General features: G+C 40.2%; 26 protein-coding genes. 15 read left to right on the top strand and 11 right to left on the bottom strand.

Annotated elements, in window-relative coordinates:
* Positions 1-94: 94 nt before the first annotated feature.
* Positions 95-439: a DoxX family protein gene (locus MHH79_RS03105; protein ID WP_063336273.1), complete on the bottom strand. Its 345-nt coding sequence runs from the start codon at positions 437-439 to the stop codon at positions 95-97.
* The gene (locus MHH79_RS03100; RefSeq protein WP_015382890.1) at positions 436-1035 is read right to left on the bottom strand and encodes a TetR/AcrR family transcriptional regulator; all 600 of its coding nucleotides are present in this window, start codon (positions 1033-1035) and stop codon (positions 436-438) included. Before MHH79_RS03100 ends, MHH79_RS03105 begins: the two co-directional genes overlap by 4 nt.
* 354 nt (positions 1036-1389) lie before the next feature.
* Here MHH79_RS03100 and MHH79_RS03095 point away from each other — a divergent pair, with 354 nt between their 5' ends.
* Genes MHH79_RS03095 through cotP form a run of 3 tightly spaced genes read left to right on the top strand, consistent with a single transcriptional unit; the run spans position 1390 to position 2362 of the window.
* Entirely contained in the window at positions 1390-1662 is a 273-nt protein-coding gene (locus MHH79_RS03095; protein ID WP_038827544.1) for a spore germination protein, read from the top strand.
* 13 nt (positions 1663-1675) lie between these two features.
* The gene (locus MHH79_RS03090) at positions 1676-1918 is read left to right on the top strand and encodes a spore germination protein (protein WP_014475957.1); all 243 of its coding nucleotides are present in this window, start codon (positions 1676-1678) and stop codon (positions 1916-1918) included.
* A gap of 12 nt (positions 1919-1930) precedes the next feature.
* Positions 1931-2362 carry a spore coat protein CotP gene (gene cotP / locus MHH79_RS03085; RefSeq protein WP_063336272.1) on the top strand — a complete coding sequence of 144 codons (432 nt, stop codon included), beginning with the start codon at positions 1931-1933 and terminating at the stop codon, positions 2360-2362.
* Between the two features lie 14 nt (positions 2363-2376).
* On the opposite strand, the gene MHH79_RS03080 is transcribed toward cotP, so the two are convergent.
* Positions 2377-3084 (bottom strand): DUF421 domain-containing protein, encoded by a 708-nt coding sequence (locus MHH79_RS03080; RefSeq protein ID WP_063336271.1) that lies wholly within the window; start codon positions 3082-3084, stop codon positions 2377-2379.
* A 208-nt stretch (positions 3085-3292) separates the two neighbouring features.
* On the opposite strand from MHH79_RS03080, the gene MHH79_RS03075 reads away from it, so the two are divergent.
* The 4 genes from MHH79_RS03075 (at position 3293) to MHH79_RS03060 (ending at position 5012) form a co-directional block, all read left to right on the top strand.
* Positions 3293-3877, top strand: a complete 585-nt coding sequence (locus MHH79_RS03075; protein ID WP_063336270.1) for a DUF421 domain-containing protein — start codon at positions 3293-3295, stop codon at positions 3875-3877.
* 123 nt (positions 3878-4000) lie between these two features.
* Entirely contained in the window at positions 4001-4231 is a 231-nt protein-coding gene (locus MHH79_RS03070; protein ID WP_038827548.1) for a spore germination protein, read from the top strand.
* Positions 4232-4263: 32 nt separating this feature from the next.
* Positions 4264-4557, top strand: coding sequence for a hypothetical protein (locus MHH79_RS03065; RefSeq protein WP_250541155.1), 294 nt, complete (start codon positions 4264-4266; stop codon positions 4555-4557).
* Between the two features lie 218 nt (positions 4558-4775).
* Positions 4776-5012 (top strand): spore germination protein, encoded by a 237-nt coding sequence (locus tag MHH79_RS03060; RefSeq protein WP_015482867.1) that lies wholly within the window; start codon positions 4776-4778, stop codon positions 5010-5012.
* A 50-nt stretch (positions 5013-5062) separates the two neighbouring features.
* On the opposite strand, the gene MHH79_RS03055 is transcribed toward MHH79_RS03060, so the two are convergent.
* The 4 genes from MHH79_RS03055 to MHH79_RS03040 all read right to left on the bottom strand — a co-directional run bounded on the left by MHH79_RS03055 (position 5063) and on the right by MHH79_RS03040 (position 7648).
* The gene (locus tag MHH79_RS03055) at positions 5063-5401 is read right to left on the bottom strand and encodes a thioredoxin family protein (protein WP_063336269.1); all 339 of its coding nucleotides are present in this window, start codon (positions 5399-5401) and stop codon (positions 5063-5065) included.
* Positions 5402-5586: 185 nt separating this feature from the next.
* Positions 5587-5976 (bottom strand): DoxX family protein, encoded by a 390-nt coding sequence (locus MHH79_RS03050; RefSeq protein WP_003234169.1) that lies wholly within the window; start codon positions 5974-5976, stop codon positions 5587-5589.
* Between the two features lie 97 nt (positions 5977-6073).
* Positions 6074-7012: a ring-cleaving dioxygenase gene (locus MHH79_RS03045; RefSeq protein ID WP_063336268.1), complete on the bottom strand. Its 939-nt coding sequence runs from the start codon at positions 7010-7012 to the stop codon at positions 6074-6076.
* Positions 7013-7027: 15 nt separating this feature from the next.
* On the bottom strand, positions 7028-7648 hold the full coding sequence (locus MHH79_RS03040) for a nitroreductase family protein (protein ID WP_100506840.1): 621 nt from the start codon (positions 7646-7648) through the stop codon (positions 7028-7030).
* A 467-nt stretch (positions 7649-8115) separates the two neighbouring features.
* Between MHH79_RS03040 and mneP the strand changes: the two genes are divergently transcribed.
* From mneP to MHH79_RS03020, 4 genes are all read left to right on the top strand, one after another.
* On the top strand, positions 8116-9009 hold the full coding sequence (gene mneP, locus MHH79_RS03035; protein WP_015382881.1) for a manganese transporter MneP: 894 nt from the start codon (positions 8116-8118) through the stop codon (positions 9007-9009).
* Positions 9010-9121: 112 nt separating this feature from the next.
* On the top strand, positions 9122-9934 hold the full coding sequence (locus MHH79_RS03030) for a MerR family transcriptional regulator (RefSeq protein WP_047182154.1): 813 nt from the start codon (positions 9122-9124) through the stop codon (positions 9932-9934).
* An 89-nt stretch (positions 9935-10023) separates the two neighbouring features.
* A complete protein-coding gene (locus MHH79_RS03025; protein ID WP_251217982.1) occupies positions 10024-10713 on the top strand; it encodes a DUF554 domain-containing protein in 690 nt (229 codons plus the stop codon).
* 202 nt (positions 10714-10915) lie between these two features.
* On the top strand, positions 10916-11818 hold the full coding sequence (locus tag MHH79_RS03020) for a carboxylesterase (RefSeq protein WP_181218349.1): 903 nt from the start codon (positions 10916-10918) through the stop codon (positions 11816-11818).
* 412 nt (positions 11819-12230) lie between these two features.
* Here MHH79_RS03020 and MHH79_RS03015 read toward each other — a convergent pair whose 3' ends face one another.
* The 3 genes from MHH79_RS03015 to MHH79_RS03005 all read right to left on the bottom strand — a co-directional run bounded on the left by MHH79_RS03015 (position 12231) and on the right by MHH79_RS03005 (position 16372).
* Complete coding sequence (locus MHH79_RS03015) at positions 12231-14402, bottom strand: MMPL family transporter (protein WP_340034983.1); 2172 nt, start codon at positions 14400-14402, stop codon at positions 12231-12233.
* A 112-nt stretch (positions 14403-14514) separates the two neighbouring features.
* Positions 14515-15156 (bottom strand): two-component system response regulator YdfI, encoded by a 642-nt coding sequence (gene ydfI, locus MHH79_RS03010; RefSeq protein WP_015382876.1) that lies wholly within the window; start codon positions 15154-15156, stop codon positions 14515-14517.
* Positions 15149-16372, bottom strand: a complete 1224-nt coding sequence (locus MHH79_RS03005) for a sensor histidine kinase (protein WP_015482863.1) — start codon at positions 16370-16372, stop codon at positions 15149-15151. The genes ydfI and MHH79_RS03005 overlap by 8 nt, the downstream gene beginning before the upstream one ends.
* Positions 16373-16614: 242 nt before the next feature.
* Between MHH79_RS03005 and MHH79_RS03000 the strand changes: the two genes are divergently transcribed.
* The 3 genes from MHH79_RS03000 to MHH79_RS02990 all read left to right on the top strand — a co-directional run bounded on the left by MHH79_RS03000 (position 16615) and on the right by MHH79_RS02990 (position 17469).
* Complete coding sequence (locus tag MHH79_RS03000; protein WP_015382874.1) at positions 16615-16764, top strand: hypothetical protein; 150 nt, start codon at positions 16615-16617, stop codon at positions 16762-16764.
* Positions 16761-16940 carry a hypothetical protein gene (locus MHH79_RS02995; RefSeq protein ID WP_080030634.1) on the top strand — a complete coding sequence of 60 codons (180 nt, stop codon included), beginning with the start codon at positions 16761-16763 and terminating at the stop codon, positions 16938-16940. The genes MHH79_RS03000 and MHH79_RS02995 overlap by 4 nt, the downstream gene beginning before the upstream one ends.
* 85 nt (positions 16941-17025) lie before the next feature.
* The gene (locus tag MHH79_RS02990) at positions 17026-17469 is read left to right on the top strand and encodes a carboxymuconolactone decarboxylase family protein (RefSeq protein ID WP_063336126.1); all 444 of its coding nucleotides are present in this window, start codon (positions 17026-17028) and stop codon (positions 17467-17469) included.
* 79 nt (positions 17470-17548) lie between these two features.
* Here MHH79_RS02990 and MHH79_RS02985 read toward each other — a convergent pair whose 3' ends face one another.
* Positions 17549-18229 carry a winged helix-turn-helix domain-containing protein gene (locus MHH79_RS02985; protein ID WP_063336125.1) on the bottom strand — a complete coding sequence of 227 codons (681 nt, stop codon included), beginning with the start codon at positions 18227-18229 and terminating at the stop codon, positions 17549-17551.
* An 89-nt stretch (positions 18230-18318) separates the two neighbouring features.
* Between MHH79_RS02985 and MHH79_RS02980 the strand changes: the two genes are divergently transcribed.
* Entirely contained in the window at positions 18319-18942 is a 624-nt protein-coding gene (locus tag MHH79_RS02980; RefSeq protein WP_309529837.1) for a flavin reductase family protein, read from the top strand.
* Positions 18943-18993: the final 51 nt, after the last annotated feature.

Here is an 18993-nt window from a genome sequence, read left to right as displayed (position 1 = left end):
TTTACTGATTCAGTTAATTCCTGGACTTTCTATTATTCGATAAGAAAAGGAGATTTCCTGCAAATGGGCTTGTTCTTAAACATTAGTGAAAAGCTTACGTGTAACTCCCCATGATGATCATGATAGAAACAATCAAACAGATCATCGCTGGTATCGCCATGATGACCGATTGTCTTGCTCGAAACATATGCGCATGAATTGCTCCCGCCATGAGAACGACAAACAGAAAACCTGCTCCAATCGCTGCATACCGATTCCAAATTCCCGCGATCATAGCAAGTGCCCCGGCTATTTCAAGAATGCCAGTAACAGTCAGAAACCATAATGGATATTGATAATGCCGCCAATGCTCAACTTGAAAGGGAACGCGGCTTACCTTTATGATGCCTCCCGCAAGCATAAAAACTGCCAAACTGACTTTCATAATAATAGATATCATCTTACGTCATTCCCTTTCGGAAGCATCCCGTATATTAAAAGATTCACAACCTCTGCTGCGAGGCTTGCCGGATCTTTGATTCCGGTTAACAAAAATGAATCGGTTAAATGTTCAATCATGCCGACCAAACACTCAGCGACAGTTTCCATATCCAGTTCAGAGTGAAAATAGCCAAGCCGCTGTTCTGCTTCTAAGTTCTCTTTCAAAACCATCGCCAAGTCTTTTTTCATTTGTTTTGCTTCCGGGTTGAGAAAAAAGCCGATCTTGGTTAAATCCTTGTCCTCAGCCAAAAATTGAAAAACAGTCTCTACAGCTAGCAGTACCCGTTTTGACACATCCTCCGTGTTTAATCCGTTTTCCAGAAGAAGTGACTCTGTCAGCTTTCTGACTCGAGAGTGAAAATCGGTGATTAACTCGGCAAAGATGGCTTCTTTGCTTTGAAAGTACAGGTAAAATGAAGGCTGTGTGAACCCAGCTTTTTTCACAATTTCACTTACCTTCGCGTCATGGAATCCCCGAATCGAAAATTCATTAGCGGCAGCTTTGAGTAACCGTTTCCGGCTTTCTTCTCCTTTACGTCCTTTTTTACTTTTCAACGAGGACCACCCCCAAAAATAATACTCGCAAGTAATGTTATTCACGAGTATTATTTCATGGCATTAGCTTCATTGTCAATGATTTCAAACTGATCCTGTTTGCCAGCTTCCTTTATTAAAGGGTCTCATGTATTTCGAATAACTGAATCAATTCATTGATTACTGTATCAATGGCTTTTCATTCACTGATAAGTATTTGCCAATAGATTGAAATTCAGGCTGTGACAAACTTTATTCTTTTTTTCTAACGAGCATCACTCCGGGGCCAGATAGAGTTTTGCCCGCAAATGCAAGGAACAATTGGGTGCAGCGGCGCATAATGTACTGTACAGAATGATGGAAGGGTGTGATGGGATGCCGTCTACAATAATCAACCTATATTATTTAAAGATCAACAGTATTTCGGGCAATGGTTCAATTACAATAGGTGAAGCCGCGCATAACAGCCATACCGCAAATAATAAATCCCAAGGGATCAACTCCTCTTTCGGTGATACATCACCTGCAGAATCAATCATGGAAAACTTCTTAAATGATCCTGATGTCAACGACCAGACAGAACTCGGAAACTCTGATAATACCACTATGAATGCTCCTCAGCTTCCAGTACCACCAATTTTAGATTAAAAGGAGTTTCGCTATGCCATACCAAATTAACATCGCAAATATTAAGGTGAACGGCGTCACACAAAACGGAAATATTGATGTCGGTCCAACCGTACACAACAGCCATACAGCGAACAGCAAATACTTTGGGGCAAACTTTTCTCTAGGGGATTTTTCGCCTTCTTCTTCTCTTTTAAATACCGGGAACCTCGATACTGATATCAGTGATCAAGACCAAATTGGAAACCCTTCTGCACCGATTTCAAACCAAATTTAAGGAGGATCCTAGATGGATCTCGAAAAAATGAGAAAGTGGCTTGAGATTACAAATGAATATAAGCAAAATGACTTTTGGACAAATGTGCTCAAGTATAAAGCCCCGGAACAATTTTTTAATACCAACACCTATACTCTCGTTTACGACTTTTATCAAGATGAAGAATATAATTTTATCATTGTGGAAATGCCCGGTTTGTATGAGGAAGAATTAACGATCCGCTTACTATCTAAAACCCAGCTGCTGATCAAAGGAACCGTCACCCCTCTTTTTCCTGCCGAAATGGAGGTGCAGCGTGAACGGTATTACGGCGAAATTGAGCGGACGATTCAGCTTCCTGAAGCTACTGAATTTCATTTATTACAGTTTCAGATGTTAAACGGGCTTCTGCACATTTCGTACCCAAGACAAGTTGAAACCATTGCGTTCAATAAGGGGCTTTAAGATTGATTGTTCCTTCATTCCTTATCCATAGGGGCTGATATATGGTCTTTATATTGATCCACATAAATATCCCCATTACCCAGCAGCACTGCGTACACGGTCTCTTTCACCTTTATGTCTCTTTTTCGCAATTCTTCCAAAAGCCAGGATTCCGTCAAACGATTCTGCTTTAAATTATTCTCAATGATTTCTCCGTCCATAATAAGCTCTATCGGAAGCCTGTGTTCTTGGTTTACCGCAATCATTAAATCCTGTTTGGTCACATGCCGGAATTGCGGTTTTCTTAACACAGTCAGCTGACCATTCGTTTCAAGAATGGCAAAAAGTACTTCTTCGATATTAAATATTTCTTTTTCCCGTAATTGCTGATTTAAATAATCAAGTGTGTAACGCATTTTCCTCATATTTGATTCAAGTATCTTCCCGTTTTGAATCAGCACTGTAGGATCTCCGGCAAAAAATTTCCTCAGCTTCCTGTTCTTTATCGACAGGAACGAAATAAGAAAAATGGTTAGCACAAAAATACTAAACGAAATGGCCATATTGTGCGGTTTTATTGAAGTATTGTAAGCTAATCCGGCAGCAATCGCCCCTAGTGTGATCGCCGCAATAAAATCAAAAATCGTCATTTGAGAGATTGTCTGTTTGCCTAAAATCCGTTCTGCAATTAACAGCAAGCCAAAGCTGGCAACCGTTCTAATGACAACTTCAAGTTCAATCATGTTATGGCGTTCCCCGCTTCCCAGATTGTTTTGGCCAAAAAACTCCTGCTGCTATCATTGTTTGGCTTAATATATCCATCTATACCAAAAATATTGTTCGGTTCAGGACAGAATGAACCGACTGCCTTTCGGATATATTAAATTGCGATTGGCCAGAAGGAAAGCCAATCCCATGACAAATCTAATTCATCATTGGTCAGGTGGTAGCATGAATTTCACTTGGGAATCTCTTGTTCTCATTGTAGCCGGAGTCATTTTACTGAGAATTTCAGGAAGAAAATCAATCGCCCAAATGACTTCAACTCAAACGGTTGTCATGATTTCGATCGGAACTATTATCGTTCAGCCAATCATCGAGTACAGCCTCTTCAAAACATTAATTGCGGCGGCAATTTTCACAATAACACTCATCGTTATGGAATGGATCCAAATGAGATCGAACTTCATTGAAAAGATGTTAACCGGAAAAGCAAAAATTGTTATTGAAAACGGTCAGCTTCATATCGAAAACCTAAAGAAGATGAGACTTACAGCTGATCAGCTTGAAATGCAGCTACGGCTTCACGGCGTTACGGCTATACAAGATGTCAAAATTGCGACATTAGAGGCAAACGGGCAATTAGGAATAGAATTAACTGATGACGCCAAGCCTTTAACAGTCAGGGATCTGAAAAAACTCATTCACCCGGATTTCATAAATAAGGACGGACAAGCCCATTTGTCTAGCAATCAGAATATTTTTGATGAAATTGGTAAAAAGAATAAAAAAAACATCCCTAAAAAACTGCATTAACAAAAGGCACTTGGGGAATTTTGCAGGTTTTTGTCTCTCACTGAATGTTTTTGCCGGTTTGTTTAAGCAATTGCTGCTCACACACCATATTGTATAAACAGTCATAACAGAGAGGAGAGAAAAATGATGAAATTCCCAGTTTATATTCATTCGATATCCGGAAACAGCGTTTTTAATAACGGTTTTGCATTTTCCATCAGCCCTTTCTCTGTTTCTAAAGAGACAGATGGTTCCGGAGGGAATAATACAGGTTTGGTTTTTGAATCCAATGCTTTAAGCCAAACAAGCTCCGCCAATCAAGCCCTACATGTTACAAATGCGGTCCAAGAACTGCTTTCCAAGCTTTTAGCGTAAAAATAAGAAATGAACACTTCATGAGGTGCCGTATGCCTTTTCCAATTATTCACACAAACTTTTGGGATGCTGTAATAGCTGTTCCAATCATTATATTGATAACCCAAATCCTCAAAATATTATTGAAAATCCCCAAAACATTTGTACCGTCAGTTGCCTTAATAACAGGCCTTGTCATTTCTGTTTTCATAAGCCATCGACACAGCCTCTTTTCTGGCGTATTTATGGGCTGGTTTTATGGCTACGCTGCTATAGGCTCCTACTCATCATTAAAAACGACCATCTTATCCTTTAGGCAAACGAAAAACGATACACCAAATTCATAGATGACATATAACGATCTGCCGCCTCTTTATCAGGCGGCTTTATTTCTGCTGATAGGTTGATCATCTTCAAAAAAGATGCTCAATCACTCGCTTAAAGAGGCGCTATTATTTTTACCATTATGTTGATGCAATGATATAAAAACGCAATATCATAGAAGTAAATAGACTGCCAGCGTCCTCTATGACGACTACTTCTGAGTGAAAGGAGTTTTTGAAGCATGCGATCTCAAATCAACATTTCAAATCTCACGATAAATGGAATGACACAAAACGCCAATACAGATATCGGACAAAACTTGCAAAACAGCCATACTGCGAACAGCAAAAATTACGGAGTCAATTTCACATTAGGAGATTATTCTCCTTCTAATTCAATTATTATTTCAGCAAGTTGTGATAATGATACAAGTGATCAAGGGCAGGTTGATAACCCTTCTTCACCTAGTGAAGAATAAATTGATGCAAAAAAAAGAACTCATTTGAGTTCTTTATTTACCTTATTTCTTTATTCACCTTCATATAATCGATAAACCCTTTTCAGCTTTTGTTCAAGCTGTTCAAAATGAACAAAACGGGCTTCTCTTAGAAACTCAGTCCCATCAATGAACAAAAGAAGCACAGGAACGGTGAAAACTGAAAATCTGCCGGCGACCTCTGCTACATCGTCAGCATTAATATGCCCCAATTTGATGTTTGGAAACTGATCCAATACTATTCTGAGCTGGGGCAGAACTGCGTGACATACTGTACAGCCAGGCCTTGATATATAAATAAAACTGAATTTGTGCTGTTTGATAAAATTTTCTATAGAATCTAATGAATGTAATCCTGCCATCTCTTTCATCCATTTACTCCTTCAAATAGGTCTGTTTTTCATGACCAAGCTCATCAATACGTATCATTCACTATACAGATTTATATTTATTATATCCGCTTTTTTGCTTTGCAGAGTACCTGCAAGTTTGCCGAAAATATCAAAATAAAAGAACAGTTACTGACAAGCAGCAACTGTTCTTACATACTTTCTTATTAAAAATGCAAAGCGTAAGCTCCTGAACCGATGAGTGCAACCCCTATGGAAACTGCAATGAGCACCAGGTTATATTCAAAACCTCCCGCGCCATTCGCAAAACCTTTCGCTCCATGGACTTTTACGATGGCACCTAACATAATGATCGTTATGATAGCAGCTCCAAGCGGGAGGAATACGCCTAAAATAAATAGAATTCCGCTTACTAACTCCCCAAGACCTGATAGCGCGGCCGCAACGTTTCCTGGTTTCACCCCAATTGATTCGAACCATTGTCCGGTTCCTTTAATCCCGTATCCGCCAAACCAGCCGAATAATTTTTGTGTGCCATAAAACAAAAACACCACACCAATCATTATACGAATAAGCAACAGTCCTGCATCTTCCATTTGTATCTCTCCTCATCTTTGATTTCATCTGATTCTTTGCTGACAGTATCCAGCAATCATCAATTGAATATATGTTTCTTTATTTTTATGTGTCAAATCAATCTAACTCTCTTACTTCAAACGGCAGCAGCCCTTGTTCAATTTGTGTGCGATGCGGTTCATATTGCACAGGCAGCATCAGTTTTTCGCCCATTGTATCTTGTGTTTCATCATGTGCAAAGCCCGGGGGATCAGTTGCGATTTCAAACAGGATTTCCCCATGTTCCCTGAAGTAAATGGCATTAAAATAGTTTCTATCCCGAACAGGAGTTACACCATATCCGTGGGAAGCAATATATCTTTGCCAATCTAACTGATCTTCATCATCGTTAGCCCGCCAAGCGATGTGATGCACCGTTCCGGCCCCCATTTGCCCGCGGCCAATAGGCGTTAACTTAAGGTCAATCACATTTCCGATATCACCGGCAGAACGATAACGAACGAAGTCTCCTTCTTTGCCGACTCGCTCCAGCCCCATGATGTTTTCTAAAAGGTCAGCGGTTTTGTCAGGCTGCGCTGATAATAGGGTTGCACCCCCAAAACCTTTAATGGCAACATCGGGCGTTACATCTCCGAAAGTCCACGTATTAGCCTCTCCTTCTTCTCTTTCCACGATTTCTAAGTGCAGTCCATGAGGATCATCAAATTCTACATATTGTTCCCCAAAGCGCTCGATTTTGGTGTATGGAACGTTGAACTTTTCTAGTCTCTTTTCCCAAAATGCCATAGCCCCTTTCGGCACGACATACGAAGTCACGCCAACTTGACCGTCTCCAATGACGCCTTGGCGGGCTCCAGCCCACGGAAAGAAGGTAATGATTGTTCCCGGCTTCCCGCCTTCATTCCCAAAATAAAGATGATACGTACCTGGGTCATCAAAATTGACAGTTTGCTTGACCAAACGAAGCCCAAGCACTCCTGCGTAGAAATCTGTGTTCTCTTGAGGGTGACCGACAATCGCTGTAATATGATGAATTCCCATCGTTTTTTTAGCCATTTTTATCCGCTCCTTTTACATATACTCAACAAACTCATTCACAGGCTTCCGGTAGCCGCGCGGTCTTCTGCTCTCTGTTTTTTCTTTTCCAATCGTAATCATCATGACAACCTCAAATTGGTCGTCTATGTTCAAAATCCGTTTTACGGCTTCCGCATCAAAGCCGATCATCGGGCAGGTATCCCAGCCTTTTTCCTTAGCACTCAGCATAAACATCATCGCAGAAAGTGAAGCATTCCTTATCGCCTCATCTCTCTTAAATTGTTCTCCCCTGTTTTCATAAAACGAAACAGTGTCGTGCACCATGTGGTCATACTCTTGCTTATTTAATATCCCCAATACCTTTAAACCTTCATAGATATCGGCCGCTTGTTGATATGCCTGCTTATCCCCTAATACCAAGAGAACCGCAGAAGAGCTAACCACTTTATATTGTCCATTTGCGGCCTGCTTCAGCTTTTCTTTTACGTCCTGGTCAAGAACCGTCACATATTTTGTATGCTGCAAATTAAAAGCCGATGGTGCCAATGCAACCAATTCAAACATCTCATTGAGATCTTCTTTTGTGATTGGATGACCTGAAAGAAAATTGCTTGCAGATCGTCTTTCATTGACTAACTGTGTAAATTCAGCCATTACGCTACACTCCCTTTTATCTCGAATTCGAGATATTATGTTATAAAAAATCATATTGAATATTGTGTAAAAGAACTGACAACGATTGAACACTTAGAATTGCGCTTGATCGCTGATCTTTTCAATCAAATATCTCGAATTAAAATATCTTGAATATGAGATAATAATAAAATACAGATCTTTTCATGTCAATAGGTTTTTGAGAATCAGGTGGAAATTTTTCTCTGACGACAGCATTTTAATTGCGAATCATCACTGTTGTTACATTAGAACTCATTTGTATGACCTTTTAGCACAGCACCAACTTTTTTTCTGTCACCTTATTTATTAGTAAACAGGAAACAACGTTGCTATAGACCCACTCGAAATTGAATTGGTATGATAAGCAAAGTGATTACACAAGAAAGGATACGGAGAGCGTATATAGAGCACTCCTATTTTTTTGTGCAGTTTTATAGGAGGAAAAAATGGCAAGTGAAAGAGAACAAATAAGCAGAAAAGTTGCTTTGATTGCATTGATCGCCAATCTGATCTTAATGGCAGGAAAGGTCTTTTTTGGGCTGGTAGGCGATAGTGAAGCCGTGTTTGCAGACGGAATACATTCCGCGGCAGATGTCGTTGCTTCGATTGCAGTCTTGGCAGTGATCGGCATTTCCAATAAACCGCCCGATCAAGACCATCCTTTTGGTCACGGAAAAGCTGAAGTCATTAGTGAGGCGATTGTAGGAATTATCTTAGTGATCGTATCCGTTTATATCCTCATAGAAGCGATTCTGTCCTTTGTTAAAGGGCCAAGCGTTCCCCAATATAGCGCATTGTTTGCGGCACTGATTTCCTACATGGCTAAGCAGATCTTATATCGTTATTCCATCAAACAGGGGGAGAAATGGAACAGTAAGGCGATTATAGCGATCGCATACGATCATAAAGGCGATATCGTTGCCTCTCTTGCCGCTTTTATCGGCGTCCTGTTGGCTATCATCGGAAACACCCGCGGATGGTCCTATCTGTTGTACGCCGATGCAATTGCCAGTGCAATCGTTGCTTACCTCATTTTTAAGATTTCAATGGAATTAATCAGGCCGTCTGTTGATGTGCTCATGGAAAAGAGTGTTGATCCCGAGCTGATAGAGGAATATAAAGCTGTTATTTTTCAATGTGATCAGGTAAAACGAATCGATAGAATCCGCGCGCGAGAACACGGCCACTATAAATTGCTTGATGTCCGTTTATCTTTGGATCATGATTTGACAATTAAGCAGGGACACGACATTGCCCGCGAAATTCGAAATGAAATCAAAAGACAGTTTTCAGATGTAGAAGAAGTGCTCATCCATGTAAATCCTTATTTCGAAGAATGAAAAGCTCCTTTTTTAGAAGGAGTTTTTTCTTTATGCTGCAAACTTTACCTTTAGAACTCGCCGTACTATATAATGTGTGTATATCAATCATAGGGACAGAAAGGTTGTTAGAATGAAGGAATTTTTTTCGATTGGAGAAGTGTCAAAGTTATTCAATGTGAAAATCTCTGCTCTTCGGTATTATGATGAAATCGGCCTTTTGAAACCGGAATATAAAGACGAGCAAACAAACTATAGATATTATTCTACCCAACAGTTTGAGCGGCTGGATACCATCAAGTATTTGAGGGCCCTAGGCCTGCCAATCAATAAGCTTCTTGATTTTTATAACTCTCAAAATACAAACACTCTTCTTCATTTACTAAAAAGCCAGCAGGCTGAAATTGATCGCAAGAAGAAAGAATTGGAACGCATCGAACGAAAGATCTCCCGACGCATCGCACATATAGAAGATGCCGTTAACATGCCGTTACATCAAATTTCAAAAATCAAACTTCCTGCAATGCGTGTGGCTTACTTGCAGCATGAATATGTTCTCGGCCATGATATCGAACATTCGTTAGCTGAATTGAGAACCCACCTGAATGTGAACGAAGATATATTCATAGGCAAGATCGGTTTATCCATATCAGCAGCAAATGTGAAAGCAAAACAGTTTGACAAATATTCCAGTATATTTATGATTCTTGAAGATGAAAATGAAAAAACTTCTTCAGAAATCATCTTTCCTTCAAAAGAATATCTGCAAATTAGGTTTAAAGGGTCACATCCAGAAGCCGAACCATACTACAAAAAATTACTGGCATATATGAAAGAACATCATTATGAGGTAGCAGGGGACTCAATCGAAATCACACTCATTGATTATGGCATTACGAATAACCTAGATAATTACGTGACTGAAATCCTGCTGCCCATCAAATAATCTCATGAATATGTTTTTATCTCCCTTGACTCTCTACTAACTAGAGGGTTTATTTTTTATGCAGGAATGATTTTTGGAGGAGAAAGCTTATGTTTGGAACGATTTTTAACACAGTGATGATCATTGCAGGAAGCATAATCGGGGGGATATTCAAAAAAGGCATTAAAGATGAATACCAGGATATTTTGATGCAGGCAATGGGATTCGCTGCGGTCGCGCTGGGGATCAACGCCATTACACAGGATTTGCCTGATAGTAAATATCCCATTCTATTCATCGTGAGTTTAGCCATTGGAGGTTTGCTAGGCCAGATCATCAATTTAGAATTACGATTCAACAAGCTGGTGAACAAATTTTCTAAAAGCAATTTAGCAGAGGGCTTATCAACTGCGGTCTTATTATTTTGTATCGGTTCGCTGTCAATATTGGGCCCTGTTGAAGCCGCTTTGCATGGAGATTATACATATCTCCTGACAAACGGGATGTTAGATGGGATCACCTCCATTGTGCTCGCTTCAACTTTTGGTTTTGGAATAGCGGCTGCTGCCATTGTATTATTTGCCTGGCAAGGCTCCATCTATTTATTTGCTAAAGTAATGGAGAGCGCAATCAATACAGACCTTATTAATGAAATCACAATTGTGGGAGGCATACTCATCCTCAGTTCAGGTCTAAGCATTCTTGGAATCAAGAAGTTCAAAACATTGAATTTGCTGCCTTCCCTCTTGATCCCTCCTGTTGTGATTTTTGTGATTCATGCATTTGAATTGCGGTTTTAATGAAGCGGCTCCACAAAGGAGGTTAATATTCTGTTATATTGATTTTCAATAATCTGTTTCAATCGTTTTATTTCCTTTTCATCTTGGATTTGACGTCGAATAACAACTGTATTATATTGTAAATAAAGTCTGTTATATCAAAATCAGATTCCCCATCACGAAACGGCACATTCATATAAACAAAATTGGGAGGGGCATTTGTATGTCAAACCATTCATCTAGTATTCCCGAATTAAGTGACAACGGTATCCGCTATTATCAAACTTATAATGAAAGCCTTAGTCTTTGGCCGGTCCGTTGCAAATCATTCTATATATCTACTCGTTTTGGTCAAACACATGTGATTGCAAGCGGCCCAGAGGATGCCCCGCCGCTTGTATTACTCCACGGAGCATTATTCAGCTCGACGATGTGGTATCCCAACATCGCCGATTGGAGCAGCAACTACAGAACTTATGCAGTTGATATCATAGGTGATAAAAACAAGAGTATTCCTGAGAATTTAAGCGGTACAAGAACGGATTACGCCAATTGGCTTCTTGATGTGTTTGACAATCTGGGGATCGAAAAGTCCCACATGATCGGACTTTCGCTTGGCGGTCTCCATACGATGAATTTCCTTTTACGTATGCCTGAGAGAGTAAAAAGCGCAGCTATACTGAGTCCGGCAGAAACGTTTTTGCCATTTCATCACGATTTCTACAAATACGCTCTTGGCCTTACAGCGTCAAATGGAGTTGAAAAATTCTTAAATTGGATGATGAATGATCAGAATGTGCTGCACCCGATTTTTGTGAAGCAGTTTCAGGCAGGGGTAATGTGGCAGGATGGATCAAGAAATCCAAATCCTAAAGCCGACGGATTTCCGTATGTTTTTACCGATGAGGAATTACGTTCAGCAAGAGTTCCTATCCTATTATTACTTGGTGAACATGAAGTCATCTATGATCCCCACTCAGCCCTGCACCGAGCCTCTTCATTCGTTCCTGATATTGAGGCGGAAGTCATTAAAAATGCCGGACATGTTTTATCGATGGAACAACCCGCTTACGTAAATGAACGTGTAATGCGTTTTTTCAGTGCAGAAACAGGCATTTCACGGTAAGGGCTTATAAGATAGTGATTTGCATTTCTAAAGTCCTGAATATGCTTCTAGCCGGGCATTTCAAAAAATAGAGTCTCTCTTATGGACTCTATTTTTCTTGGACAAAACCCGCAGCTGGTTTTGTGTGCTTGTTTCTTTAGGTTTCTTATATGATCAGTTGGTTTATTCTTAGAATTATCAAGAACCTAGGCATTATGGAGAGAAGGCAGCGTCAAAAAAATCATTTGATGTGCTTTATCACTTCTCCTGGGATGCCTGCTAGCATGACGCAGCTTCTGCCAATATGAAACAAAGTTCCATCCATATCGAAAATGAGTGATTACGCCATAAGCGTCTCCTTTTAACTGCCGACTTCATCTTCTAAATACTACCATAAGCAAAAAAGCAGATCATAAAAGATCTGCTTTTTCTATTACATGATTTGCTTCTTTTGTTCATGATCTATTTCTGGCTGTATTTCCTTTGTCAGTTGATGCCCTTCTATATCCACGTTCGGAATCATCTTGTCCAGCCATTTCGGCAAATACCAGGCTGCATTCCCCATCAGCTTCATGACACTTGGAATCAGTGTCATTCTTACAATAAAGGCATCAAAGAGCACACCAAAGGAAAGAGCTAATCCGTTGGCTTTAATAGAAGCTTCACCTGCAAAGATAAATCCTGCAAACACGAAGATCATGATCAAGCCGGCTGCTGTAACAACAGGACCACTGTGTTTTAATCCAGCCTGAATGGCTTGTACTGGATTCTTTGTTTTTACATATTCTTCACGCATTCTGCTGACAAGAAATACTTGATAATCCATAGCTAAACCGAACAGAATCCCAATCGATAAAATCGGCAGGAAGGCGAGTATCGGCCCTTTTTCAGGTATTTTGAAAAAATCGATGAGATTGCCGTCTTGCAAGACAAATACACAGATTCCAAGAGTGGCTGTCATCGTCAACATGAAACCTGCAACAGCAACAAGCGGCACAAGCAGCGAACGGAAAACGATGGTCAGCAATACAAACGCAAAGCCAACAATAAGTACAGCAAACACCGGTATCGCATCATTCAGGCGATCTGAAATGTCAATATTCACTGCAGTCGATCCAGTAACAAGCAAATCTACTCCGTTTTTATCTGACAAACTGCGTACATCGTGTACCAAATCTTTTGTTGTGACATCATTTGGACCTGTTTCCGGAACGACCGTAATGATGGCAAAGTTCCCTTCTTTATTAGGCATTGCAGGGGTGACACTTGCTACATGGTCTAAGCCCTTTATTTCTTTCACTGCATCTGCGAAAGCCTCCGCCTTATTTTCTGCAGCATTTGTGGCATCCGCTACGATTGTTAATTGGCCATTAAATCCTTCTCCAAAGCCTTCGGCAAGCAAGTCATATGCCCGGCGATCCGGATTATCCTTAGCTTTCATCCCAGCATCAGGCAAGCCCAGTTCCAAATGCATAGACGGGATACTAATGACGAGCAAAATCAGAATGCTGCATACACTTAGCATGATAGGATTTTTGGTGACAAAGCGTCCCCAGACATTTGTTTCAGTGCTTTGTTTTTCTATTTTCTTGTTTGATTTCGGAATCATCCGCTTCCCTGCAATCGATAAGACCGCAGGCACAAGTGTGATGGAAGCCAAAACAGCCATCAGTACACTAAGCCCTGCTGTCAGCCCCATCGCAGACATAAAAGGAATGTTAACGACAGTCAATCCACAAAGTGCAACGATAACTGTAAGTCCGGCAAAAACGACTGCGCTTCCCGCTGTTCCCACGGCTCTCGCAATTGATTCATTCTTTTGTATGCCTTCGCCTAAAAACTGGCGGTGTTTCGTAAAAATAAATAAAGCATAATCAATACCAACAGCAAGGCCAATCATTCCGGCTAATGAAAGACTGACGGAAGCAATATCAAATACTTGTGTCCCAATCAAAACCAGTCCAATACTTACACCTAAACCAATCAGTGCAGTTAAAATCGGCAAACCTGCTATTAATAAAGAACCGAATGTAATGGCTAAAACGACAAAAGCCAAGATAATGCCGACAATTTCAGAGACACCGCCTATCTCCATCTCGGCTCCCGGTACATCTCCGCTTAGCTCAGTTTGCAATCCTTCATCATCAGCCATTTTCAAACTGTCTTTTAAGTGTTTGATAGAGTAATCCTTTATATCATCTTCTGATGATTTATACTTGATATCAGCATAGGCAACTGTGCCATCTTTCGCGATTGTCCCTGTCACAAAAGGACTTGCAATCGAGTCAACAGAATCATCTTTACTGATTTCTTTGAACGTATCTTCTATTGCTTTTTTTGCTGGCTTCCCAGTAAGTTTCTCCCCATCACCAGCACCGAAAATAACCCGTATGCTCCCTTTATCAGGACCGTGAGGAAATTCTTTTTGAATCACATCCATCGCTTTTTCCGAAGGTGTGTCAGGTATGGACATATCCTCAGAAAAACTTGGTTTTAAGGTGACTGCAAGGCCTATCGAAGCAACTAACACAACGATCCACGCACATATTACTTTTATGCGATTGCGAGCAACCCATCCTCCTAATGTATATAACATTTTTGACATGATAATCTCCTTTCAACACATTGCTTGATCACATTTCTCATTGTAGTGGAGAATGAAATAAAAAAAACGTACATTCGGGCATGTACGTTTGGGCAATTTTCAAATATGGAGTTTAGTTGTCTATTGTCAGAATACCTTTTTGCATGGCAATCGTTACTGCCTCAGTTCTTGAATTCGCGCCTAATTTATTGTAAATGGACGTTAATCTGGACTTTACTGTTCGCTCAGAGACGCCCAAATCAAAGGCAATCGCTTTGCTTTTAAGACCTTTAGCAATTGCTTTTAGAACAATGACTTCCTTTTCTGTCAGCTGCGTCTCACTGCGCTGCTTTTTCATCCGCTCAAATTGGATTTCTTGAAGACGTTTGAGGATATCAGGCTGCAACAGCACATTACCTCTGATAGCTGCATCCATTGTGTGAAAAAGAGTTTCTGAACTCGTATCCTTTAACAGATATCCTTTCGCTCCTAATTCAATCCCTTCGATCATTAAGTGATCTTCATTATATGTAGTCAAAATAATGATGGGGGTATCGTGTTTTTCTTTTATTTGTTTAATGGCCTCTAACCCACTCATCTCCGGCATATACAAATCCATCAGAATGATATCCGGTTCTAACTCATCTGCAAGACGGACTGCGACTTTTCCATTTTCCGCCTCTCCTATAATGGTGTATTGATCATTCGTTTCAATTAAAAGCTTCAGACCTTCCCTCACGACAAGATGGTCATCAACGATTAAAACCTTATTCATCTTGCATCTCTCCCTGAATTGGTACAGTGATCTCAATTTGTGTTCCTTTCAATTTTGTACTCTTGATATTAAATTGGCCATTTATTGCCCTGACGCGTTCTTGTATGCCAAGAAGCCCATAATGTCCTCTCTTTTTCTTTCCTTTTTCAACATCAAATCCCTTGCCGTTATCCTTAACTGTTAAATGGAGCCTTCCCTTTTCATCATCCCAAATGGATATCCAGATTGTTTTCGCCTCAGCATGCTTTGCCGCATTCGTCATGCATTCTCCAATGATGTAATAACAGTTTTCAGCTGTACGCACATCCAGCACCTGATGCAATCTGTAATCTAATAAACAAGCCATGCCTGTCGACTCTATAAAATGATCCATCAGCGAGGTAATTCTTTCTTTTAAAACACCGATTTCTTCTGATTTGCTGCGGAGATCGTCAATAGCTGAACGTGCATCAGCTAATGTGCTTTTCACTCTTTTCATCGATTGTTGTATGATTTCCTTCGCTCTCTCTGTGTTGCCTTTGGCGAGATGAACATGAATCGCATCCAGCTGCATATTTAAACTGACCAGCCCTTGAGCAAGCGTATCGTGTAAGTCTCGGGCCATCCGCTGTCTTTCGTTCTGCAGCGTCAGCTGTTCTACCTGCTGATGAGCCAGCTCCAGCCTTTCGAGAGTCAGCTGCGCTTTTATCCTTTCATCGACTTGGGCAAATAATGTAGCGGCATAAGTAATAATCACGATCATGATAGGTGCAGCAATCACAATAAAATGCAAATATTCACCTTTGTGAATCTGATTAGCTACATTTATTAACAGAAGAAGCAATAAATATAGAATGAGGAAAGTTTTACTTCTGTCTGCCATTCCTATAATCTGTCCAATCAAAAATGCATAAAGGCCAATGAGGACCAGCACTAAGAAGCCCGTCATGAGATTAGCAAGTGTAAAAGTGATCAAACCTTGCAGTACAAAGTATAGAATGACCCTTTTCTTCACCCAGCGATATGAATGCCAATGCAGAAAAGAAAAAACAGCCATCAATATCGTGAAGACATTAAGCAATAAAATGGACCAGCTTGCAGTAATAAATTGCAGCACGACAGAGGCTACATAGATCATGAGAATAAAAGCCAGGCCCGGCACTCTGAGTGCAAGCATGTTTAATGCCCGTCTATCATGCGAGTAGTATTTTTCTTTGAAAGGATTCCTGATACGCAAACCTCATTCACTTCCTTTCCATTGGCAGAAGCGATATACACTCCAGCCACATATACATGTATCCCATCATTTTATAGGAAGAGAAGGTACTCAACAATACAAAGATGCGGTGAAGCATAAGCGTTTCCAACATGGATCATTGCCCAAACGTACATAAGCGTTCTGCCTTTATGTACGTTTTATCTTTCCGAATTTCCATTTACAATAATGGAGAAGTCACTATTTAAAAGGAATGATCATCATTGAAATCGATTGATCTCACAATTTTATCATTAAAGAGAAAAGGAATCCGGACCGAAAAAGTGTTAAAAAATCAGTGCCTTGATCGATTAAGCAATGAGAAAGACAAACATACTCAATCAAAAATCACATGCAAGGAAAAAGAGGAATGAACATGTATTGGTTTTTAGGCGCTTTATTATATTTTCTGATCGGTACTTATATATTCATTGGAGTCACTAAAGACAGCCAATCAGGCTCATGGAGACTGCTTGCATTAGCAGCTCCACTCATCATTGCTGGCTACCCTTATTTTTATTCAAAGAAGCTTCTTTCCAAAAGACAATGAAACAGCTGTCATTCAAACCGCACATTGGTAAAATGATCAATACCGGGATACAATCTAGGTATTCTATGGAAAGGAGTCTTGCCTTATGAGTCAAAGAGTGTCCTACTATGAGATTGCACCTGAAGGTATGAAAATCATGATGGATATGGAGAAATACACGAAACAATCTTCAATTAACCGAACTACGAGAGAGCTAATTAAAATCAGAGTCTCTCAAATAAACGGCTGTGCTTTCTGCTTAGATATGCATACTTCTGATGCCCGCAAAATGGGCGAAACTGAACAGCGAATTTACTGTTTACATGCTTGGAATGAATGTGATTTTTACACACCTGAAGAGAAAGCGGCTCTCGAACTATCTGAACACATCACGCTCATCCCATCTAAAAGGGTTCCTGATGAGCTATATCATCGGGTGCGGGGACATTATGATGAGAAACAATATGTTGACCTTGTTCTGATCATTAATCAAATAAACAGTTGGAACCGCATCTCTATTGCAATGGGGAATCGAGCTGCTTCAAAATAAGAAGAAGGAGTAAGATTAGAACAAATCTTACTCCTCCTAGATATCGTGCCTCATCATCTGGTGTTTCCGCTTCAAAATCCTAAATCTTCACGTTTAGATGCTTCTCAAACGCGATTTTCCCGCTTTGTGTAATCCTAATCGCTCTCGTTTTAGGCATACGAACGATCCATTCTTCTTCTAACATGCGCATCAATAGGGCGTTTCCTAATGCTCCTGCAATATGATGCTGCCGTTCACTCCAATCCAAACAGCAGCGTGCAAAAGCTCTCCTCTTATTCCGTTGTTGCTCTTCATTGATGCCTAACTTCGAAAAGAATAAAGCACCCTCTGAAGTCACCTCAAAGTTTAAATCAACTTTTTTTAACATCCCCCGCTCAACTAGTGAATGTGCCATTTGCACGCCCACATAACCTGCCAAATGATCATAACAGGTACGGGCGAAATGCAAGTCCTTTTTCTCTTTTGACTCTTTTAAAGATTTGACTTTTGCTTTAGGCGCAATATGAAGCAATTGTTCGATCACATTTGCAGCATCTGAGTCAGCCATTCTGTAATACCGATGTCTTCCATGCTTCTCTACGCTAATCAGCTTTGCTTCAAGCAATTTATTCAGGTGAAAACTTGCGGTTTGAGGTTTAATGTTAGCGAGATATGCAAGCTCTCCAGCAGGGTGTATCCTTCCATCCATTAGACTGAGAAGAATGGAAGAACGCGAGGGATCTGATAGCAACGAAGAGATTTTTGCAATATTAGGATTCATGATTTTCCTCCTTACATTCATATTTCGATGATAGTTGAAATGTTAATCCTTTACAATATAAATGTAAGCGTGACAAGGAGGAAAAAACGTTGAACATCAAAAAACGAGACACTCGTCGATTTAAAGAAATCAAACCCAAGATCATGTATTATGGTACCTCGACATTTCTTCTAACCACATTGAATGAGGATGGAACCACTAATATTAGTCCCATGTCTTCTTCTTGGGCTCTTGGACATTATATAATCCTTGGAGTAGGACTGGGAGGAAAAGCCATCGACAATTTGGAAAGACACAAAGAGTGTGTCATAAACTTGCCTGGCCCGGAATTATGGGAAAACATTGAAAGAATTTCATCTTATAGCGGAAAAAAGAGTATACCGCCTTTGAAGAAACAGCTCGGATTTACATATAAAAAAGAAAAATACGAGGCAGCAGGGTTAACGCCTTTACAATCAAAAACAGTATCACCAACACGAATCAAAGAATGCCCTATCCAAATAGAAGCCAAAGTGAAACACATTCGGCTTCCAGAATATGAATCGTCATTCGCAATTGTAGAGACGCAGGCACTACATTTTCATGCCGAAGAAAGTATTATACTGGACGAAAACCATATCAACCCTTCCAAATGGAGCCCGCTTATCTATAATTTCAGACATTACTTTGGTTTAGGAAGAGAAGTCGGAAAGACTTTTCGTTCAGAGACATGATCATTTTAAGACCAAGCCATGATTTGGTCTATTCTAGTAACCCTTGTTATT

This window comes from Bacillus sp. FSL K6-0993 (assembly GCF_037977205.1).
Lineage (GTDB): Bacteria > Bacillota > Bacilli > Bacillales > Bacillaceae > Bacillus > Bacillus subtilis.
Note: the sequence above shows the minus strand (reverse complement) of the source record. Positions and strands in the feature narration are given on the sequence as shown.